The following is a 17,954-nucleotide window of genomic DNA, read 5'->3' as shown; positions in this document are numbered from 1 at the left end:
GCGGGTGGGCCGGAGTGGATCTCGGGCACTTGGTGACACGAATGCCGATCCACCACAGAGCGGAGGACTCGGAGCATGGCCGGCGCGATGCGCAAGATGGCGGTCTACCTCGGCCTCGTGGAGGACGATGGGTACGACGGTCCGGGGTTCGACCCCGACGACGAATTCGAACCCGAGCCGGAGCCCGAGCGCGACCGGCGGCGGCACCAGCCCGTGCATCCGGTGGAGCGGGAACGGGACGAACCGGTGCGAGCGGTGCAGCCCCCCGCTCCGCGGGAGCCGGTTCAGCTCCCGGCGGAAAGCGGACGACCCGCCCGAATCGCACCCGTGGCATCCATCACACCTGACCGCCCGAACATGGAGAAGAACGCACCGGTGATCATGCCCAAGGTCGTGTCCGAGCGGGAGCCCTACCGGATCACCACGCTGCACCCCAGGACCTACAACGAGGCCCGTACCATCGGGGAACACTTCCGCGAGGGCACTCCGGTGATCATGAACCTCACGGAGATGGACGACACGGACGCGAAGCGACTTGTCGACTTTGCCGCGGGACTCGTCTTCGGCCTCCATGGCAGCATTGAGCGTGTGACGCAGAAGGTGTTCCTGTTGTCGCCTGCTAACGTCGATGTCACGGCGGAGGACAAGGCCCGCATCGCAGAGGGCGGGTTCTTCAACCAGAGCTGAGAACACCGGGAACAAACCCGGCCGGGAGGCCGGGGGCTACGAGAGCCAGGGGAGAGGGAAACGCGGGACATGGGCGTCGCACTGGATGTGGTCTATATCGCGCTGATGTGTTTCCTCATCGTGCTGATCTTCCGGCTGGTCATGGACTATGTCTTCCAGTTCGCACGTTCATGGCAGCCAGGCAAGGCGATGGTGGTCGTTCTCGAGGGCACTTACACTGTCACGGATCCACCACTGAAGCTTCTGCGGCGGTTCATACCGCCGTTGCGTCTCGGGGGCGTGGCACTTGACCTGTCCTTCTTCGTTCTGATGATCATCGTCTACATTCTGCTCAGCCTTGTGGGCAAGCTAGCGAGCAGCGTGTGAACGATACGGTCTTGCCGACTGCCGACGACTACGTAGAGGTGAAGAAGAGATGCCGCTGACCCCCGAGGACGTGCGGAACAAGCAGTTCACGACCGTCCGCCTCCGAGAAGGCTATGACGAGGACGAGGTCGATGCCTTCCTCGACGAGGTCGAATCGGAACTGACGCGTCTGCTCCGTGAGAACGAGGACCTGCGCGCCAAGCTGGCCGCCGCCACGCGTGCGGCCGCGCAGAACCAGCAGCAGCAGGGAATGCGCAAACCCCCGGAGCAGCAGGAACGGCCAGGGGCTCCGGTGCCCGCCGCCATATCTGGTCCGCCGGTACAGCAGCAGCAGCAGCCCCCGCAGATGGGTCCCCCCCAGCTGCCCGGTGGCGCTCCGCAGCTGCCTGCCGGTCCCAGCGGCCATGGCCCCCAGGGTGGCCACGGTCCCGGTCCGCAGGGCCCGCACGGCCCCGGCCCGATGCAGGGCGGTCCCATGGGTGGCCCGATGGGCGGCCCCATGGGCGGTCACGCTCCCCAGCAGCAGCAGCAGCAGCAGCAGCAGCAGATGCAGCAGATGCAGCAGCAGCAGATGCAGCAGCCCGGTCAGGGCCCTGGCGGCGACAGCGCCGCCCGTGTCCTCTCCCTCGCACAGCAGACCGCTGACCAGGCGATCGCGGAGGCCCGTTCCGAGGCCAACAAGATCGTCGGCGAGGCGCGGAGCCGTGCCGAGGGCCTCGAGCGTGACGCCCGTGCCAAGGCGGACGCCCTGGAGCGGGACGCGCAGGAGAAGCACCGCGTGGCGATGGGCTCGCTGGAGTCGGCCCGCGCGACGCTGGAGCGCAAGGTCGAGGACCTGCGTGGCTTCGAGCGCGAGTACCGGACCCGTCTGAAGTCCTACCTGGAGAGCCAGCTGCGTCAGCTGGAGACCCAGGCGGACGACTCGCTGGCTCCGCCGCGGACCCCCGCCGCCGCCTCGCTGCCGCCGTCGCCTTCGCTGGCTCCGGCCGGTGCGGGTGCGATGGGGCACACCATGGGCGGCAACCACGGTGGCCACGGCAGCCAGCAGATGGGCGGCGGCAACCAGTCGATGGGCGGTGGCCCCTCGTACGGTGGCGGCCAGCAGCAGATGTCGCCCGCGATGACGCAGCCGATGGCACCGGTGCGGCCGCAGGCGCCGCAGCCGATGCAGCAGGCGCCGTCGCCGATGCGTGGGTTCCTGATCGACGAGGACGACAACTGATCGGTTCGCGCTCGCAGAGCGCGTAGCCGTCGGCAGGCAGAGGGCCGGGCCCCGGGGTTTCCCCGGGGCCCGGCCCTCTGCCGTGCCCGGTTCGCGGCGGGGCGGGGCCGCTGCGCGTGGCTGATCCCCTCCCCGCCCCTTCCCGTAACCGGGGCTCCGCCCCGGACCCCGCTCCTCAATCGCCGGAGGGGCTTGAAAGGGGGCCGGGGTGAGGGCTCTGCCCCGGGCCCTGCTCCTGGATCGCCGGAGGGGCTTGAGGAGCGGGGCGAGCTGGGGGGCTCCGCCCCGGACCCCGCTCCTTGATCGCCGGAGGGGCTTGAAAGGGGGCCGGGATGGGGGCTCTGCCCCGGGCCCTGCTACTCGATCGCCGGAGGGGCTAGAAAGCCATCGCCGGAAAGGCTTGGGCGGGGCTGCCGGAAGGGGGGCAGGGGACGGCGTGTCGTGCGTAGACGGAAAGGGCCCCTCCGGCAGGTTCTGCCGGAGGGGCCCTGGGGCGTGCTGGTTACGTGGTCGTCCTGCGCAGGCGGAACGTGAGGGCCAGGCCCTCGTCCTCGAACGGGGCGCCGTACGTGTCGTCCGCCTCACCCTGCGCGTAGTCCAGGGCCAGGACCTCGTCCGCGATCAGCGTCGCGTGCGCGGTCAGGGCCTCGGCCGTCTCCGCGGAGGCCGACGTCCAGCGGACCGCGATCCGGTCCGCCACGTCCAGTCCGCTGTTCTTGCGCGCCTCCTGGATCAGCCGGATCGCGTCACGGGCCAGTCCCGCGGCCCGCAGCTCCGGGGTGATCTCCAGGTCCAGGGCGACCGTCGCGCCCGAGTCGGACGCCACCGACCACCCTTCCCGCGGGGTCTCCGTGATGATGACCTCGTCGGGGGCGAGGGTGATCTGTTCGCCGTCGACCTCGACCGCGGCCGTGCCCTCACGCAGGGCCAGCGACAGCGCCGCCGCGTCGGCGTTCGCGACGGCCTTGGCCACCGCCTGGACGCCCTTGCCGAACCGCTTGCCCAGCGCGCGGAAGTTCGCCTTGGCCGTGGTGTCGACCAGCGAGCCGCCGACCTCGGAGAGCGAGGCCAGGGAGGAGACGTTGAGCTCCTCGGTGATCTGGGCGCGCAGCTCCGGCGTGAGCGTCTCGAAGCCCGTGGCCGCGACCAGGGCGCGCGACAGCGGCTGGCGGGTCTTGACCCCCGACTCGGCGCGCGTGGCCCGTCCGAGCTCCACGAGGCGGCGTACGAGTGCCATCTGCGAGGAGAGCGCGGGGTCGATCGACGCCGGGTCCGCCTTCGGCCAGGACGACAGGTGCACCGACTCCGGGGCGTCCGGGGCGACGGGCACGATCAGGTCCTGCCAGACCCGCTCGGTGATGAACGGGGTCAGCGGGGCCATCAGCCGGGTGACCGTCTCCACGACCTCGTGCAGCGTGCGCAGCGCCGCCTTGTCGCCCTGCCAGAAGCGGCGGCGCGAGCGACGGACGTACCAGTTGGACAGGTCGTCGACGAACGCGGAGAGCAGCTTGCCGGCGCGCTGGGTGTCGTAACCCTCCAGCGCGGCGGTGACCTCCTCCACCAGGGTGCCGAGCTCGCTCAGCAGCCAGCGGTCCAGGACCGTGCGGTCGGCGGGTGCCGGATCGGCCGCCGACGGTGCCCAGTTCGACGTACGGGCGTAGAGGGCCTGGAAGGCCACCGTGTTCCAGTACGTGAGGAGCGTCTTGCGGACGACCTCCTGGATCGTCCCGTGGCCCACGCGGCGTGCCGCCCACGGGGAGCCGCCCGCCGCCATGAACCAGCGCACCGCGTCGGCACCGTGCTGGTCCATCAGCGGGATCGGCTGGAGGATGTTGCCCAGGTGCTTGGACATCTTCCGGCCGTCCTCGGCGAGGATGTGGCCCAGGCAGACCACGTTCTCGTACGACGACTTGTCGAAGACCAGCGTCCCGACCGCCATGAGGGTGTAGAACCAGCCCCGGGTCTGGTCGATCGCCTCGGAGATGAACTGCGCCGGGTAGCGGCTCTCGAAGATCTCCTTGTTCTTGTACGGGTAGCCCCACTGCGCGAACGGCATCGAACCCGAGTCGTACCAGGCGTCGATGACCTCCGGGACGCGGTACGCCTCCAGTTGGCAGCTCTCGTGCGAGCAGGTGAACGTGATCTCGTCGATGAACGGACGGTGCGGGTCCAGCTCCGACTGGTCGCGGCCGGTCAGCTCGGAGAGCTCGGCGCGGGAGCCGACACAGGTCAGGTGGCCGTCCTCGCAGCGCCAGATGGGCAGCGGGGTGCCCCAGTAGCGGTTGCGCGACAGCGCCCAGTCGACGTTGTTGTTCAGCCAGTCACCGAAGCGGCCGTTCTTGACCGACTCCGGGAACCAGTTGGTCTTCTCGTTCTCCTGGAGGAGCCGGTCCTTGACCGCGGTGGTGCGGATGTACCAGGACGGCTGCGCGTAGTACAGCAGGGCCGTGTGGCAGCGCCAGCAGTGCGGGTAGCTGTGCTCGTACGGGACGTGGCGGAAGAGCTTGCCGCGCGCGTCCAGGTCCTCGGTGAGGGCCTCGTCGGCCTTCTTGAAGAAGACGCCGCCGACCAGCGGGAGGTCCTCCTCGAAGGTGCCGTCGGGGCGGACCGGGTTCACCACCGGCAGGTTGTACGCCTTGCAGACCAGGAGGTCGTCGGCGCCGAACGCGGGGGACTGGTGGACCAGACCCGTGCCGTCCTCGGTCGTGACGTACTCGGCGTTGACGACGAAGTGCGCCTCGCTCGGGAACTCGACGAGCTGGAAGGGGCGCTCGTACGTCCAGCGTTCCATCTCACGGCCGGTGAAGGTCTCACCGGTGAGCTCCCAGCCCTCGCCGAGGGCCTTCCCGACCAGCGGCCGGGCCACGACGAGCTTCTCCACGCCGTCCGTCGCGACCACGTAGTCGACGTCGGGGTGCGCGGCGACGGCGGTGTTGGACACGAGGGTCCAGGGGGTCGTCGTCCAGACGAGCAGCGCGGCCTCGCCGGCCAGCGGTCCGCTCGTCAGGGGGAAGCGTACGAAGACCGAGGGGTCGACGACCGTCTCGTAGCCCTGGGCGAGCTCGTGGTCCGAGAGGCCGGTGCCGCAGCGGGGGCACCAGGGGGCGACGCGGTGGTCCTGGACCAGCAGGTCCTTGTTGAAGATCTCCTTCAGCGACCACCACACGGAGTCGACGTACTCCGGGTCCATCGTGCGGTAGGCGTCGTCGAGGTCGACCCAGTACCCCATACGGGTCGTGAGCTCGGTGAACGCGTCGGTGTGACGGGTCACGGACTCACGGCACCTGGCGTTGAACTCGGCGATGCCGTACGCCTCGATGTCCTTCTTGCCGTTGAAGCCCAGCTCCTTCTCCACCGCGAGCTCGACCGGCAGCCCGTGGCAGTCCCAGCCGGCCTTGCGGCCCACGTGGTAGCCCTGCATGGTGCGGAAGCGCGGGAAGACGTCCTTGAAGACGCGGGCCTCGATGTGGTGGGCCCCGGGCATGCCGTTGGCGGTCGGCGGACCCTCGTAGAAGACCCACTCGGGGCGGCCCTCGGACTGTTCGAGGCTCTTGGTGAAGACCTTGTTGTCGCGCCAGAAGTCGAGCACGGCGTGCTCGAGGGCGGGCAGGTCGACCTGGGCGGGTACCTGGCGGTACTGCGGCGATGTCATGTGCGGGCTTCCTCCGGCGGACGTCTTCCACTTCCGTCGGAGGGACGAGAACCGGATCGGCTCCCGCGGTACCACCCTCCTTGGCCCCGGGCGTACGCCCGTGGCCCCCTCATTGGGGTCGCGATGCCGGGTCTAGTCGCCTCGTGTCCGTGGGCGGGCCCACGGTCCGAGGCTTTCTTCCGGCGGCTCCGGGGTGATCTTCACGGCGCGCTCGCCCCCGGGCTCCCACCGTCCCCGGGTCGCTCCTGGCTGCGTACGACGCTACTCGTCCCGTCCATGCCTCTCGCTGCGGCCAGTGTACGGGCCCGTGCGGGCGGCGGCCGACCGGTTTTCGGGGCGGCGGCCCGCGGTAAGGGCTTGCACCCGAATGGCCAGTCGGGACGCGGGGAGTCCTGGAGAGCGTGCGCGGGCGGATTACCGCGCGGGGAGCTGGGCACAACGGTTGCAGGCGCGCCACTGCCCGGCCGCGGGGAGGGGCGACCGGCGGCGTGCCCCGTTGCCGTGGGGCTGGGGTCGATTTATCGTCCCAGCACGATTCGCGTGCAAGATCACAATATGTGAAGGGGCCGCGGCCATGGTGGCGAAGAAGACCGCCGTATCGAGAACGGCGTCCGAGAGTTCCACGGCTGCGGCTGCCGAGGAGGAGACCGGGAGCGCGGGCGAGGAGGACGGTCCGGAGACGGACCAGGAGAAGCCGGCCGCGAAGAAGAGCGCGGCCAGGAAGACCGCGGCGAAGAAGACCGCGGCGAAGAAGAGCGCAGCCAAGAAGGCGTCGAAGACGGCAACGGGGGCGGCCCGGGCCGCCGAGCAGACAGGAGCCCACACGGTGGCAGCCAAGAAGAGCGCGGCAGGGACCACGGCAGGAGAGGGCACCGCGACAGCGACGGCGCCCGGAGACCTCGCGGTCAGGCCGGGGGAGGACCCCTGGACCCCGGAGGAGGTCGACGCGGCCCGTACCGAGCTGACCGGCGAGGTCCTCAGACTGCGTACCGAGCTGGAGGCGTCGGGCGCGGCACTGGCCGGGCTCATGCGTGACTCCGGTGACGGGGCCGGCGACGACGACGCGGACACCGGCACGAAGAACATCACCCGCGAGCACGAGCTGTCCCTGGCGGCCCACGCCCAGGAGACCCTGGACCAGACCGAGCGCGCCCTCGCCCGGCTCGACGCGGGGACCTACGGGCTCTGCGAGGTCTGCGGGAAGCCGATCGGCAAGGCGCGGATGCAGGCGTTCCCCCGGGCCACGCTCTGTGTGGAGGACAAGCAGAAGCAGGAGCGGCGCGGCTAGGACGCACGGGTCCCGGCCGGTCCCGGTCCGGACGCGTGGTCCCGGCGGCGGAAGCCCGGCACGGTCCGGGGGCCTGAGGCCCCTGGCCGCCCGGGTGTGTCGTACCCTCGTCCTCAGTCAGGCACCTAGGTTGAGGGACTCACGTGACAGAGGCGGAGCGCATCATCGGTACGCCGGACATCCCTGATGCCGAGGGGGCCGACGGGGCTGAGCCCCAGCAGCCCGCCGGGGGCTCGAGCCCGGCCGACGGCGAGCCGGCGGCCCGGGGCGGGAAGAAGGTCCTGGTCCTGCTCGTCGTGACCGTCCTGGCCTACCTCCTGGACCTGGGCAGCAAGATGCTCGTGGTCGCGAAGCTGGAGCACGAGGAGCCCATCGAGATCTTCGGCGACTGGCTGAAGTTCGACGCGATCCGCAACGCGGGTGCCGCCTTCGGGATCGGCGAGGCGTTCACCGTGATCTTCACGGCCATCGCGGCCGTCGTGATCATCGTCATCGTGCGGCTCGCCCGCAAGCTCTACAGCCTGCCCTGGGCCATCGCCCTGGGGCTGCTGCTCGGCGGAGCGCTCGGCAACCTCACCGACCGCGTCTTCCGCGCGCCCGGCGTCTTCGAGGGCGCGGTGGTGGACTTCATCGCCCCCGCCCACTTCGCCGTCTTCAACCTCGCCGATTCGGCGATCGTGTGCGGCGGAATCCTCATCGTGATCCTTTCCTTCAAGGGCCTGGACCCCGACGGCACCGTGCACAAGGACTAGCGGGCGCAAGGCATACTCGACTGGTGAGTACGTATCCCGAGGTCCGCACCCTGCCCGTACCCGACGGCCTGGAGGGCGAGCGTGTCGACGCCGCCATCTCCCGGATGTTCGGTTTCTCCCGCACCAAGGCCGCCGAGCTGGCCGCTGCCGGGAAGGTCCAGGTGGACGGCGCGGTGGCCGGGAAGTCCGAGCGGGTGCACGGCGGTGCCTGGCTGGAAGTGGAGATGCCCCAGGCACCCGCTCCCGTCCAGATCGTCGCCGAGCCCGTCGAGGGCATGGAGATCGTCCACGACGACGACGACATAGTCGTCATCATGAAGCCGGTCGGCGTCGCCGCCCACCCGAGCCCCGGCTGGACCGGTACCACCGTCATCGGCGGTCTCGCCGCGGCGGGCTACCGCATCTCCACCTCGGGCGCCGCCGAGCGCCAGGGCATCGTGCACCGGCTGGACGTGGGCACCTCCGGCCTGATGGTCGTGGCCAAGTCCGAGCGGGCCTACACCCTGCTCAAGGCGCAGTTCCGCGACCGGGTCGTCGAGAAGAAGTACCACGCGCTGGTGCAGGGCCACCCGGATCCGATGAGCGGCACCATCGACGCACCCATCGGCCGCCACCCCCAGCACGACTACAAGTGGGCCGTCACCGCCGAGGGCAAGCCCTCCGTGACGCACTACGACCTCATCGAGGCGTACCGCGCGGCCAGCCTGCTCGACATCAAGCTGGAGACCGGGCGCACCCACCAGATCCGCGTGCACATGTCCGCCCACCGGCACCCCTGCGTCGGCGACCTGACCTACGGCGCCGACCCCACGATGGCCAAGCGTCTCGGCCTGACCCGCCAGTGGCTGCACGCGGTCCGGCTCGGCTTCGAGCACCCGGCCGACGGCGGCTGGGTCGAGTTTGAGAGCACCTACCCGGACGACCTGCGCCACGCGCTCGACACGATCTCCGCGGAGAGCCAGTGACCGCCGCGACCCTCCCGTACACCACCCGCAGGGCCGTCGAGGAGAGCGACCTCGCCGCCTGCTTCCAGGTCCGCAAGGGCGTCTTCGTCGGTGAGCAGCAGGTGCCCGAGGACATCGAGTACGACGCCCACGACGCGACGGCGGTGCACGTCCTCGCCGTGGCCGCGGACGGCTCCGCGCTCGGTACGGGACGGCTGCTGCACGGCGAGGCCGCGGAGGGGAAGACCGGTGGCGACCACACCGTCGGGTCGCTCGGCCGGCTCGCCGTGACCCGTGAGGCCCGGGGTCTGGGCGTCGGAGCGGCACTGGTCCGCGCCATCGAGGACGAGGCCCGCGCGCTGGGCCTGGCCGCCGTCGACCTGCACGCCCAGACCCACGCGCTCGGCTTCTACGAGCGGCTCGGCTACACCGCGTACGGCCCCGAGTTCCCGGACGCCGGGATGCCGCACCGGGCCATGCGCCGCACCCTCTGACCGCGCGCCCCGCAGGGGGTGCCGTAGGACGGCGGGCCCCGCGTGGCACGCTGGGAGCCCCGGCCGGCTGATCGACGGCGTCGGGGCCCGGCACGCTGCGGAAGGCACCACGTGGACCAGATGGCACTCCTGCTCCTGCTTCTCCTCGGAGCGGTGGTCTCGGTGCCACTGGGGCAGCGTTTGCGTCTGCCCGCGCCCGTGCTGATGACCCTCGCCGGGATCGGCATGGCGTTCGCGAGTTTCGTCCCCGACGTGGACATCCCGCCGGAGATCATCCTCCCCGCCCTCCTGCCCCCGCTGCTCTACGCCTCCGTGCAGCGCACCTCGTGGAGGCAGTTCGCGGCCAACAGACGGCCGATCTTCCTGCTGGCGGTCGCCCTCGTCTTCGTCACGACGGCGGCCGTCGCGGCGGTCGCCGACGCGATCGTCCCCGGGTTGCCCATCGCGGCCGCCGTGGCCCTGGGCGCGCTCGTCGCCCCGCCCGACCCCGTCGCCGCGACGGCGGTCGCCGGCTCGGTCGGACTGCCGCGCAGGCTCGTCTCGATCCTGGAGGGCGAGGGGCTGTTCAACGACGTCACGGCCATCGTCCTCTACCACGTGGCCATCGCCGCCGCCGTCAGCGGCACCTTCTCGCTCCCCGAGGCGTTCGGGCTCCTCGTGCTCTCCGCGGTCGTCGCCGTGGTGGTCGGGCTGGTGCTCGGCTGGCTGACCATCAAGCTGATGGGACTGCTGGGCGACGCCACGCTCCAGGTCGGCCTGAGCCTGCTGGTGCCCTTCGTCAGCTACGTGCTCGCCGAGGAGCTGATGGGCTCCGGTGTGCTCGCGGTCCTCACCACGGCGCTCTTCCTCGCGGAGCACACGGCGGACGCCGACGACGTCCTCGGGCGCCTGACCGGCCGGTCCTTCTGGGAGATCGTCGACACCCTCGTGACCGGCGTGGCCTTCGGCCTCATCGGGCTGGAACTCCACAGCGTCTTCGGCACCGCCGACGGCCGGGAGCTGGAGCTCGTGGGCTGGGGCCTGGCGATCGTCGCGGTCGTCGTCGGCGTGCGCCTCCTCTGGCTCCTGCCCGCGACCTGGCTCGCCAAGCGGCTGCACACCCGCCGCGACTACAGCGAGGAGATCCCCACGAGCTGGCGGGAGACCGTGGTCATGTGGTGGGCGGGGATGCGCGGGGTGGCGTCGGTGGCGCTGGCCCTGGCGATCCCCCTGGAGACGGACGACGGGAAGCCCTTCCCCGGCCGGGACGAGATCGTCTTCATCGCCTTCGCCGTCATCATGGCCACCCTCGTCTTCCAGGGCCTGACCCTGCCGTGGCTCGTACGGAGGCTCGGTGTCGGCGCGGACACCGAGGCCGAACAGGCCCTGGAGCGCGACCTCGCGATCCGCGCCGCCCGGGCCGCGAAGCGCCGGCTCAAGGAGATCCAGGAGGTCGAGGACTTCCCCGAGGACGTCCAGGAGCGGCTGCAGCGCGCGGCGTACGACATCGGGGCGCGGATCAGCCCCGACATGGTCGACGAGGAGCGCCGTGAGGCCTACGCCCAGCGAGCCGAGCGCTTCAGGGCGGTCGGCCGGGTGCAGCGTGAGCTGCTCTCGGCGGCCCGCCACGAGGTGCTCTCCGCCCGCAGCGAGCCCGGCTCGGACCCGGAGGTCGTGGACCGGGTGCTGCGGTACCTGGACGTACGCAGCCTGCACTGACCGGCCCCGCGTACGGCCCGGCGGCCCACCGCACGCCGGGACCCTGTCAGCCGCGGCCCGTGCGGGGCGCCTTGTCCAGGCCCGGGGCTACGCCGTCGCCCTGCCGGCCCCGCTGCTCGACGGCGCCCGTCAGCTCCGGCCAGTGGTCGCCGGGGGTCAGCGAGGCGGGGGCCGTGAGGATCCGCGGGAGCGCGTACGGGTGGTTGTCCCGCAGCCAGCCGATCATCTGCTCCCGCACCGCGCAGCGTGCCGTCCAGATGTCGTCCGCGTCCTTCGCGGTGACCACCGCCCGTACCTCGATCGTGGTCGGGGTGGTGTCCGTGACGGCCAGCGACCAGTCACGGCCGTCCCAGGCCGCGCAGTCGCCGAGGATGTCCCGGAGGCGGTCGCGCATCGCCGCGACCGGCGCCGAGTGGTCGAGCTGGAAGAAGACCGTGCCGGTCATCTGCGCCCCGCCGCGCGACCAGTTCTCGAACGGCCTGCTGGTGAAGTAGGAGACAGGCATCGTGATCCGCCGCTCGTCCCAGGTGCGCACCGCGAGGAAGGTCAGGGTGATCTCCTCGACCGTGCCCCACTCCCCGTCCACCACGACCGTGTCGCCGATCCGCACCATGTCGCCGAAGGCGATCTGGAACCCTGCGAAGAGATTGCCGAGCGTCGACTGTGCGGCGACACCGGCGACGATGCCGATCACACCGGCCGAGGCCAGCATCGAGGTGCCGACCGTACGCATCGCCGGGAAGGTCAGCAGCATCGCGGCGATCGCGACCGTCGCCACCACCGCGGTGACCACGCGCTGGATCAGCGCCACCTGGGTGCGCACCCGGCGCACGCGGGCGGCGTCGCGGGAGGCCGACGCGTACCGGGCGTACGAGGACTCCACGACGGTGGCCGCGATGCGGATGACCAGCCAGGCCGAGGCCGCGATCAGGGTCAGGGTCAGGACCTGGCCGATCACGGCGCGGTGGTCACGGACGGGCTCGAACCGGAGCTGGGTGAAGGAGCCCCGCAGCAGCGCCGTGCAGAGCACCACCTGCAGGGGAGGCCGGCAGCGCCGCAGCAGACCCCACAACGGTGTCTCGTGGTGGCGGCTGTCGGCGCGGCGCAGCAGCAGATCGACCAGCCACCCCACCACCAGCGTGATCACCAGTGATCCGCCGACCACCACCACCAGCGGCAGTATGTTCTCCATTCCCTCGTCCTCCAAGCGTCGGGGCACAGCTGGCAACATGGGCCTCATGAACATCATGCTTTTCCACTCGACCTTTGGTCTGCGGCCCGCTGTGCACGCGGCTGCCGACCGGCTGCGTGCGGCCGGGCACGAGGTGCGCGTGCCCGATCTCTTCGAGGGGCACACCTTCGACACCGTCGAGGAGGGAATGGCCTTCAAGGAGCAGGTGGGCAAGGACGAGCTGCTCAAGCGCGCCGTCCTGGCCGCCGCGCCCTACTCCGACCAGGGCCTCGTGTACGCGGGATTCTCCTTCGGCGCGTCCGTCGCGCAGACCCTCGCGCTCGGCGACGCGAAGGCGCGCGGTCTGCTCCTCCTCCATGGCACGTCGGACATCGCGGAGAGCGCCACGGTGGACGAACTGCCCGTCCAGCTGCACGTGGCCGACCCCGACCCGTTCGAGTCGCACGACTGGCTGAACAGCTGGTACCTCCAGATGCAGCGGACCGGAGCGGACGTCGAGATCTACCGCTATCCGGGCGCCGGGCACCTCTTCACCGACCCGGACCTGCCCGACTTCGACCAGGACGCGGCCTCGCTGGCCTGGAAGGTCTCGCTCGGCTTCCTGGCCACCCTGTAGCGGCGGGAAGGGGCCGCACACCCCGGTGCGCGGCCCCTTCGCGGTCCCTGCGGGCCGTGCGGACCGGCCGCGGACCGCTGCGGGTCAGCGCACCGGGGCGTCGGCCCTCTCGACCTTCTGCGTGCCGCGGCGCGTGCGGTACGAGCGGACCCAGGACGACGTCGCGTCCCGGCTCGTCTTGTCGGAGACCACGTAGTAGTCCATCTGCGAGCGCTCGGCCGTCACGTCGAGGACGCCGTAGCCGTGGCCGTCCATGTCGACCCACTTCACATGGCGGTTGGCGGCCCTGACCGCGGTCGCCGCGATCACCGAGACCGTCCCGGGGGCGACCCGCAGGATGTCGTCCAGGTTGTCCGAGGTGACCGACGTCACGACGAACTCGGTGGCCGCCGAGGCGGACAGCGGATAGGTCGCCGCCTTCACCGGCACGTCGTTGGCCCACGCCATGTGGATGTCACCGGTCAGGAAGACCGTGTCCCGGACGGCGTTGTCCCGCAGATGGGAGATCAGTTCCCTGCGGTCGTCCGTGTAGCCGTCCCACTGGTCGACATTGACCGCCAGCCCCTCCGAGGGGAGCCCCAGCAGCTCCGCCAGCGGTGCCAGCAGATGGGCGGGCAGGGAGCCGAAGGCGACCGGGGAGATCATCACCGAGGTGCCCACCAGCTTCCAGGCGGCGTCCGACGAGGCCAGCCCGGCCTTCAGCCAGTCCAGCTGCGCCCGCCCGGTGACCGTGCGGTCCGGGTCGTCGACCGCGCCGTCGCCGACCGACGCCTGCTCCGAGCGGAAGCTGCGCAGGTCGAGCAGGTGCAGTTCGGCGAGGCCGCCGAAGCTCAGCCGCCGGTAGACGGTGCCCTCGGTGGACGCGCGGACCGGCATCCACTCGAAGTACGCCTGCTTCGCGGCGGCCACCCGGGCCGCCCACGCGCCCTCCGTCCCCGGGGTGTGGTTCTCGGCTCCGCCCGACCAGGCGTCGTTGGCGAACTCGTGGTCGTCCCAGATCGCGATCACCGGGTGGGTGGCGTGCAGCGCCTGGAGGTCGGTGTCCGTCTTGTACGTGGCGTGCCGCAGCCGGTAGTCGGCGAGCGTCAGGATCTCGTGGAGCGGGGCGTGCGGGCGTACGACGGTGTCCTGGGTCGGATAGCTGCCCGAGGCGTACTCGTAGATGTAGTCGCCCAGGTGCAGGACGGCGTCCAGGTCGGCGCGGGCCGCGAGATGGCGGTACGGGGAGAACCAGCCCGCCTCCCAGTTGGCGCAGGACACCACGCCGAAGCGGATCCCGGTGACCGGGGCCCCGGCGGCGGGCGCCGTGCGGGTGCGGCCGACGGGGGAGAGGACGGACTGCCCGCCCCCGGCGCCGCCGGACGCCGCCGAGAAGCGGAACCAGTACGCCGTGGCCGGGCGCAGTCCCCGGACGTCGGCCTTGACGGTGTGGTCGGAGCCGGCGCGCGCGACGGCCGTGCCCCGGGCGGCGATCCGGGAGAAGTCCTTGTCCTCGGCGATCTCCCAGGCCACCGGTGTGTCGGCGCCCAGGCCTGAGCCGGGCAGGGCGTCGGCGGAGGGGGTGACGCGGGTCCACAGGAGTATGCCGTCGGGCAGCGGGTCGCCCGAGGCGACGCCGTGCAGGAAGACCGGGCCGTCGGCGGCCCGGGCACCGGTGGCGGTCAGCACGGAGCCGGCGACCGCGGTGGCTGCGGCGGCCTTGACGACCGTGCGGCGGGTGGGTGCGGCGGAGAGGTGTCGTCTGGTCACGGGCGATCACCCTACTGGCGGGTACGGCGAACAGGCGGGCGAACAAAGGAAGTTCGCCCGCCTGTTGGCCGGATGACGCCCGGAGTCACGCCGACCGCCCCCGCCGGGCCGCGGCTTTTCCCGTCGGTCCTCCGGCCTTCACGGCAGGAGGACCGCAGGAGGGTCTCAGCCCTTGAGCGCCTTGGTGATCGCCTTGTCGAAGTCGGCCACCGTCATGGGGGCGTTCTCGCTGCCCTCGGCGGTGAGCGTCTTGCCGTCCATCTTGAGGGTGGGCGTGCCCTGCACCCCGCTCTTGTCGAACGCCTTGGACATCTTGATCGCCCAGGCGTCGTACGTACCGTCCTCGACGTTCTTCTGGAACGCCTTGTTGCCCTTCAGCGCGTCCACCGTGTCCGCCACCTCGATCAGGTAGCTGTCCTTGGCGAACTTGTCGGAGGTCTCCTCCGGGTGGTACTTCGCGGAGTACAGGGCGGTCTTGTACTCCAGGAAGGCCTCCGGGCTCACGTCGAGTGCCGCGCCCAGGGCGCTCAGGGCGTTCTTCGAGCCTTCGCCGCTGTCGGAGTTGTCGATGAACGTGGCGCCTACGTACTTGATCTTGTACTTGCCGGCGTCGACGTCCTTGGCCACGGTCTCGCCGACCGTCTGCTCGAACGTGGCACAGATCGGGCAGCGCGAGTCCTCGTACAGCTCAAGGGTCTTCTTGGCGCTCGACTCGCCGATCACGACGGTGGTGCCGTCGTCACCCGAGGTGTTCTTGGGTGCGGTGACGTTCTTCGCGTCCGCCGCGGCCTCCCAGGCGGAGGGCTTGTTCAGCTGCATCACGCCGTAGCTGACACCGCCGGCGATCGCCAGCACGGCGACGACCGAGACGCCGACGACGATCTGCTTGCGTGCCTTGTCCTTCTTCGCCTGGCGCTCGCGCTCCACGCGCAGCCGCTCACGGGCGGCGGACTTGTTGGCCTGGCTGTTGCGACTGCTCATGAGGATGCTCCGTAGGGGTGGGGGTGGCTCAGGGGGTCGTACCGCGTGCTCAGACAGGGATGCAGGCCGAGCGCGGCGGGCCCCTCCGTCCCACGGAGTGCACCAGGAAGCGGGCGGGGGCGAGCGGGTGCGGGCGTCCGGCGCGCCGGACGCCGGAGCGTGCGGGGCGCCGCGGCGCACCCACGACGGCGACCGCGGTGAGCAGGGGCCGGAAGGCGAAGGCCGCCGCCGAGCGCACCAGCCCCGCGAGCGCGGACTCGCCGCGCCGCAGCCAGGCGGCCGCGAGCAGGCCCACCGTCACGTGCGCGGCGAGCAGCAGCCACGGGACGGCGGGTCCCGGCGAGGCCAGCAGGGCGGCGGCGTGGTCCCCGCCGTCGGCCACCCCGGCCAGGGGTGTGCCGACCGCCGCCACGCCGGAGAGCGTGTCGGAACCGGACCCGGCCTCGCCACCGCAGAGGACGTCGACGCCCACGGAGCGCAGCGGACCCGCGATCGGGCCGCCCGCCGCTCCGTAACAGAGGTGCTGGCCGGTGGTGAACACCGTGTCGGCCGCCAGCTCCAGCGGGACGAGCAGCCCGGCGATCGCCCCGAAGCCGCGCTCCCGGCCCGCCAGCGCGAACGCCACGGCGAAGACCGCCCCGGCCAGCAGCGCGACAGCGGTCATCGGCAGCGGCACCCGGGAGAGCAGCACATGGGACGCGGACGAGAGCGTGACGACGAGCGCGGTGAACAGCGCCGCGCGTACCGCTCTGATCTGCGTCCCTGATACGTCCATCGCCGGAGAGTGTGCCATGCGTTCCTGTAAGCGGTCCCTAAGGGCCGGTGGGATCCGGGACTACAGACCCGGGATACGGCCGTTGCGGAAGAGGTCCACGAAGATCTGGTGGTCGGCCCGCGCCCGGGCGCCGTAGCTGTGCGCGAAGTCGGTCAGCAGCTCCGCGAAGCCCTCCTCGTCGGCCGCGATGGCCGCGTCGATCGCGCGCTCCGTGGAGAACGGCACCAGCGAGTGCCCGCTCTCGTCGTCCGCCGCCGAGTGCATCGTGGCCGTGGCCCGGCCGAGGTCGGCGACCACCGCCGCGATCTCCTCCGGCTCGTCGATGTCGGACCAGTCCAGGTCGACCGCGTACGGGGAGACCTCGGCCACCAGCTGCCCGGACCCGTCCAGCTCGGTCCAGCCCAGCCACGGGTCGGCGTGCGCCTGGAGGGCACGCTGCGAGATCACCGTGCGGTGGCCCTCGTGCTGGAAGTACTCCCGGACGGACGCGTCGGTGATGTGCCGGGAGACGGCGGGGGTCTGCGCCTGCTTGAGGTAGATCACCACGTCGTTCTCCAGGGCGTCGCTGTTGCCCTCCAGGAGGATGTTGTACGAGGGCAGGCCCGCCGACCCGATGCCGATGCCCCGGCGGCCGACGACGTCCTTCACCCGGTACGAGTCGGGCCGCGCCAGGCTCGACTCGGGCAGCGTCTCCAGGTAGCCGTCGAACGCCGCGAGCACCTTGTACCGCGTCGCCGCGTCCAGGTCGATCGCGCCGCCGTCGGCGGTGAAGCGGCGCTCGAAGTCCCTGATCTCCGTCATCGAGTCCAGCAGCCCGAACCGGGTGAGGCCCCGGGCGACGCGCAGCGCGCCGAGCAGCGGGCCCTCGGCGGTGTCCAGGGTGAAGGGCGGCACCTCGTCGTTCTTGGCGCCCGTCGCCAGGGCGTGGATCCGCTCCCGGTAGGCGGCGGCGTAGACCCGGACGAGCTCGGTGATCTGGTCGTCGCCCAGCGCCTTCGCGTAGCCGATGAGGGCGACGGAGGCGGCGAAGCGCTTGAGGTCCCAGGTGAAGGGCCCCACGTACGCCTCGTCGAAGTCGTTGACGTTGAACACGAGCCGGCCGTTGGCGTCCATGTACGTGCCGAAGTTCTCGGCGTGCAGGTCACCGTGGATCCAGACCCTGCTCGTGCGCTCGTCCAGGTAGGCGCCGGTGTTCTGCTCGCGGTCCAGATCGGCGTAGAACAGACCGGCCGAGCCCCGGTAGAAGGCGAAGGCGGAGCCCGCCATCTTGCGGAACTTCACCCGGAAGGCTGCGGGGTCGGCGGCCAGGAGCTGCCCGAACGCGGTGTCGAAAACGGCGAGAATCTGCTCCCCGCGCTGCTCCGCGCCGGTCTGCGTGTCCGACATCGTTCGGTGCCTCCTGGTAACTGGCGTTCATGACAAATGGGACGGGCGTCCCCGCTCTTCCAACGCGCGACCGTACCCCGGAGTGCCCGTCGTCCGTCACCTCGGAGACGTAGACTTCCACGCTGTCCCCCCAAGCCGTCACCACCCGCCCG

Annotated in this window: 15 protein-coding genes; 9 read left to right on the top strand and 6 right to left on the bottom strand. The window is 71.2% G+C overall.

Annotation, left to right across the window (positions count from 1 at the left end):
• Window positions 1–75: 75 nt before the first annotated feature.
• From OG488_RS09645 to OG488_RS09635, 3 genes are all read left to right on the top strand, one after another.
• On the top strand, window positions 76–687 hold the full coding sequence (locus OG488_RS09645; protein WP_329227786.1) for a cell division protein SepF: 612 nt from the start codon (window positions 76–78) through the stop codon (window positions 685–687).
• A 69-nt stretch (window positions 688–756) separates the two neighbouring features.
• Window positions 757–1,053 (top strand): YggT family protein, encoded by a 297-nt coding sequence (locus tag OG488_RS09640; RefSeq protein ID WP_014156754.1) that lies wholly within the window; start codon window positions 757–759, stop codon window positions 1,051–1,053.
• Window positions 1,054–1,102: 49 nt separating this feature from the next.
• Complete coding sequence (locus OG488_RS09635; protein ID WP_329227785.1) at window positions 1,103–2,275, top strand: DivIVA domain-containing protein; 1,173 nt, start codon at window positions 1,103–1,105, stop codon at window positions 2,273–2,275.
• Between the two features lie 502 nt (window positions 2,276–2,777).
• Here the strand turns inward: OG488_RS09635 and ileS are convergent.
• Window positions 2,778–5,927, bottom strand: coding sequence for an isoleucine--tRNA ligase (gene ileS, locus OG488_RS09630; RefSeq protein ID WP_329227784.1), 3,150 nt, complete (start codon window positions 5,925–5,927; stop codon window positions 2,778–2,780).
• A 574-nt stretch (window positions 5,928–6,501) separates the two neighbouring features.
• Here ileS and OG488_RS09625 point away from each other — a divergent pair.
• From OG488_RS09625 to OG488_RS09605, 5 genes are all read left to right on the top strand, one after another.
• The gene (locus OG488_RS09625) at window positions 6,502–7,215 is read left to right on the top strand and encodes a TraR/DksA family transcriptional regulator (protein WP_329227783.1); all 714 of its coding nucleotides are present in this window, start codon (window positions 6,502–6,504) and stop codon (window positions 7,213–7,215) included.
• 143 nt (window positions 7,216–7,358) lie between these two features.
• Window positions 7,359–7,967, top strand: coding sequence for a signal peptidase II (gene lspA / locus OG488_RS09620; RefSeq protein WP_329227781.1), 609 nt, complete (start codon window positions 7,359–7,361; stop codon window positions 7,965–7,967).
• Window positions 7,968–7,990: 23 nt separating this feature from the next.
• On the top strand, window positions 7,991–8,932 hold the full coding sequence (locus tag OG488_RS09615) for an RluA family pseudouridine synthase (protein WP_329227779.1): 942 nt from the start codon (window positions 7,991–7,993) through the stop codon (window positions 8,930–8,932).
• On the top strand, window positions 8,929–9,405 hold the full coding sequence (locus OG488_RS09610; RefSeq protein WP_329227777.1) for a GNAT family N-acetyltransferase: 477 nt from the start codon (window positions 8,929–8,931) through the stop codon (window positions 9,403–9,405). Before OG488_RS09615 ends, OG488_RS09610 begins: the two co-directional genes overlap by 4 nt.
• A gap of 111 nt (window positions 9,406–9,516) precedes the next feature.
• Window positions 9,517–11,103 (top strand): Na+/H+ antiporter, encoded by a 1,587-nt coding sequence (locus tag OG488_RS09605; protein ID WP_329227775.1) that lies wholly within the window; start codon window positions 9,517–9,519, stop codon window positions 11,101–11,103.
• Between the two features lie 46 nt (window positions 11,104–11,149).
• Here OG488_RS09605 and OG488_RS09600 read toward each other — a convergent pair whose 3' ends face one another.
• Window positions 11,150–12,295 carry a mechanosensitive ion channel family protein gene (locus tag OG488_RS09600; protein ID WP_329227774.1) on the bottom strand — a complete coding sequence of 382 codons (1,146 nt, stop codon included), beginning with the start codon at window positions 12,293–12,295 and terminating at the stop codon, window positions 11,150–11,152.
• 37 nt (window positions 12,296–12,332) lie between these two features.
• On the opposite strand from OG488_RS09600, the gene OG488_RS09595 reads away from it, so the two are divergent.
• Window positions 12,333–12,911, top strand: a complete 579-nt coding sequence (locus OG488_RS09595) for a dienelactone hydrolase family protein (protein ID WP_329227772.1) — start codon at window positions 12,333–12,335, stop codon at window positions 12,909–12,911.
• A gap of 84 nt (window positions 12,912–12,995) precedes the next feature.
• Here the strand turns inward: OG488_RS09595 and OG488_RS09590 are convergent, their stop codons facing one another.
• The 4 genes from OG488_RS09590 to OG488_RS09575 form a co-directional block, all read right to left on the bottom strand.
• The gene (locus OG488_RS09590; RefSeq protein ID WP_329227770.1) at window positions 12,996–14,660 is read right to left on the bottom strand and encodes an alkaline phosphatase D family protein; all 1,665 of its coding nucleotides are present in this window, start codon (window positions 14,658–14,660) and stop codon (window positions 12,996–12,998) included.
• A gap of 165 nt (window positions 14,661–14,825) precedes the next feature.
• Window positions 14,826–15,641 carry a DsbA family protein gene (locus tag OG488_RS09585; RefSeq protein WP_329227768.1) on the bottom strand — a complete coding sequence of 272 codons (816 nt, stop codon included), beginning with the start codon at window positions 15,639–15,641 and terminating at the stop codon, window positions 14,826–14,828.
• 49 nt (window positions 15,642–15,690) lie between these two features.
• The gene (locus OG488_RS09580) at window positions 15,691–16,416 is read right to left on the bottom strand and encodes a hypothetical protein (RefSeq protein ID WP_329227766.1); all 726 of its coding nucleotides are present in this window, start codon (window positions 16,414–16,416) and stop codon (window positions 15,691–15,693) included.
• Window positions 16,417–16,476: 60 nt separating this feature from the next.
• Window positions 16,477–17,802, bottom strand: a complete 1,326-nt coding sequence (locus tag OG488_RS09575; protein WP_329227764.1) for a DUF2252 domain-containing protein — start codon at window positions 17,800–17,802, stop codon at window positions 16,477–16,479.
• Window positions 17,803–17,954: the final 152 nt, after the last annotated feature.

Origin of the sequence: Streptomyces sp. NBC_01460 (assembly GCF_036227405.1) — a bacterium.
Taxonomy (GTDB): Bacteria; Actinomycetota; Actinomycetes; order Streptomycetales; family Streptomycetaceae; genus Streptomyces.
The sequence above is the reverse complement of the archived record's forward strand: the minus strand, read 5'-3'. Positions and strand labels throughout refer to the sequence as shown.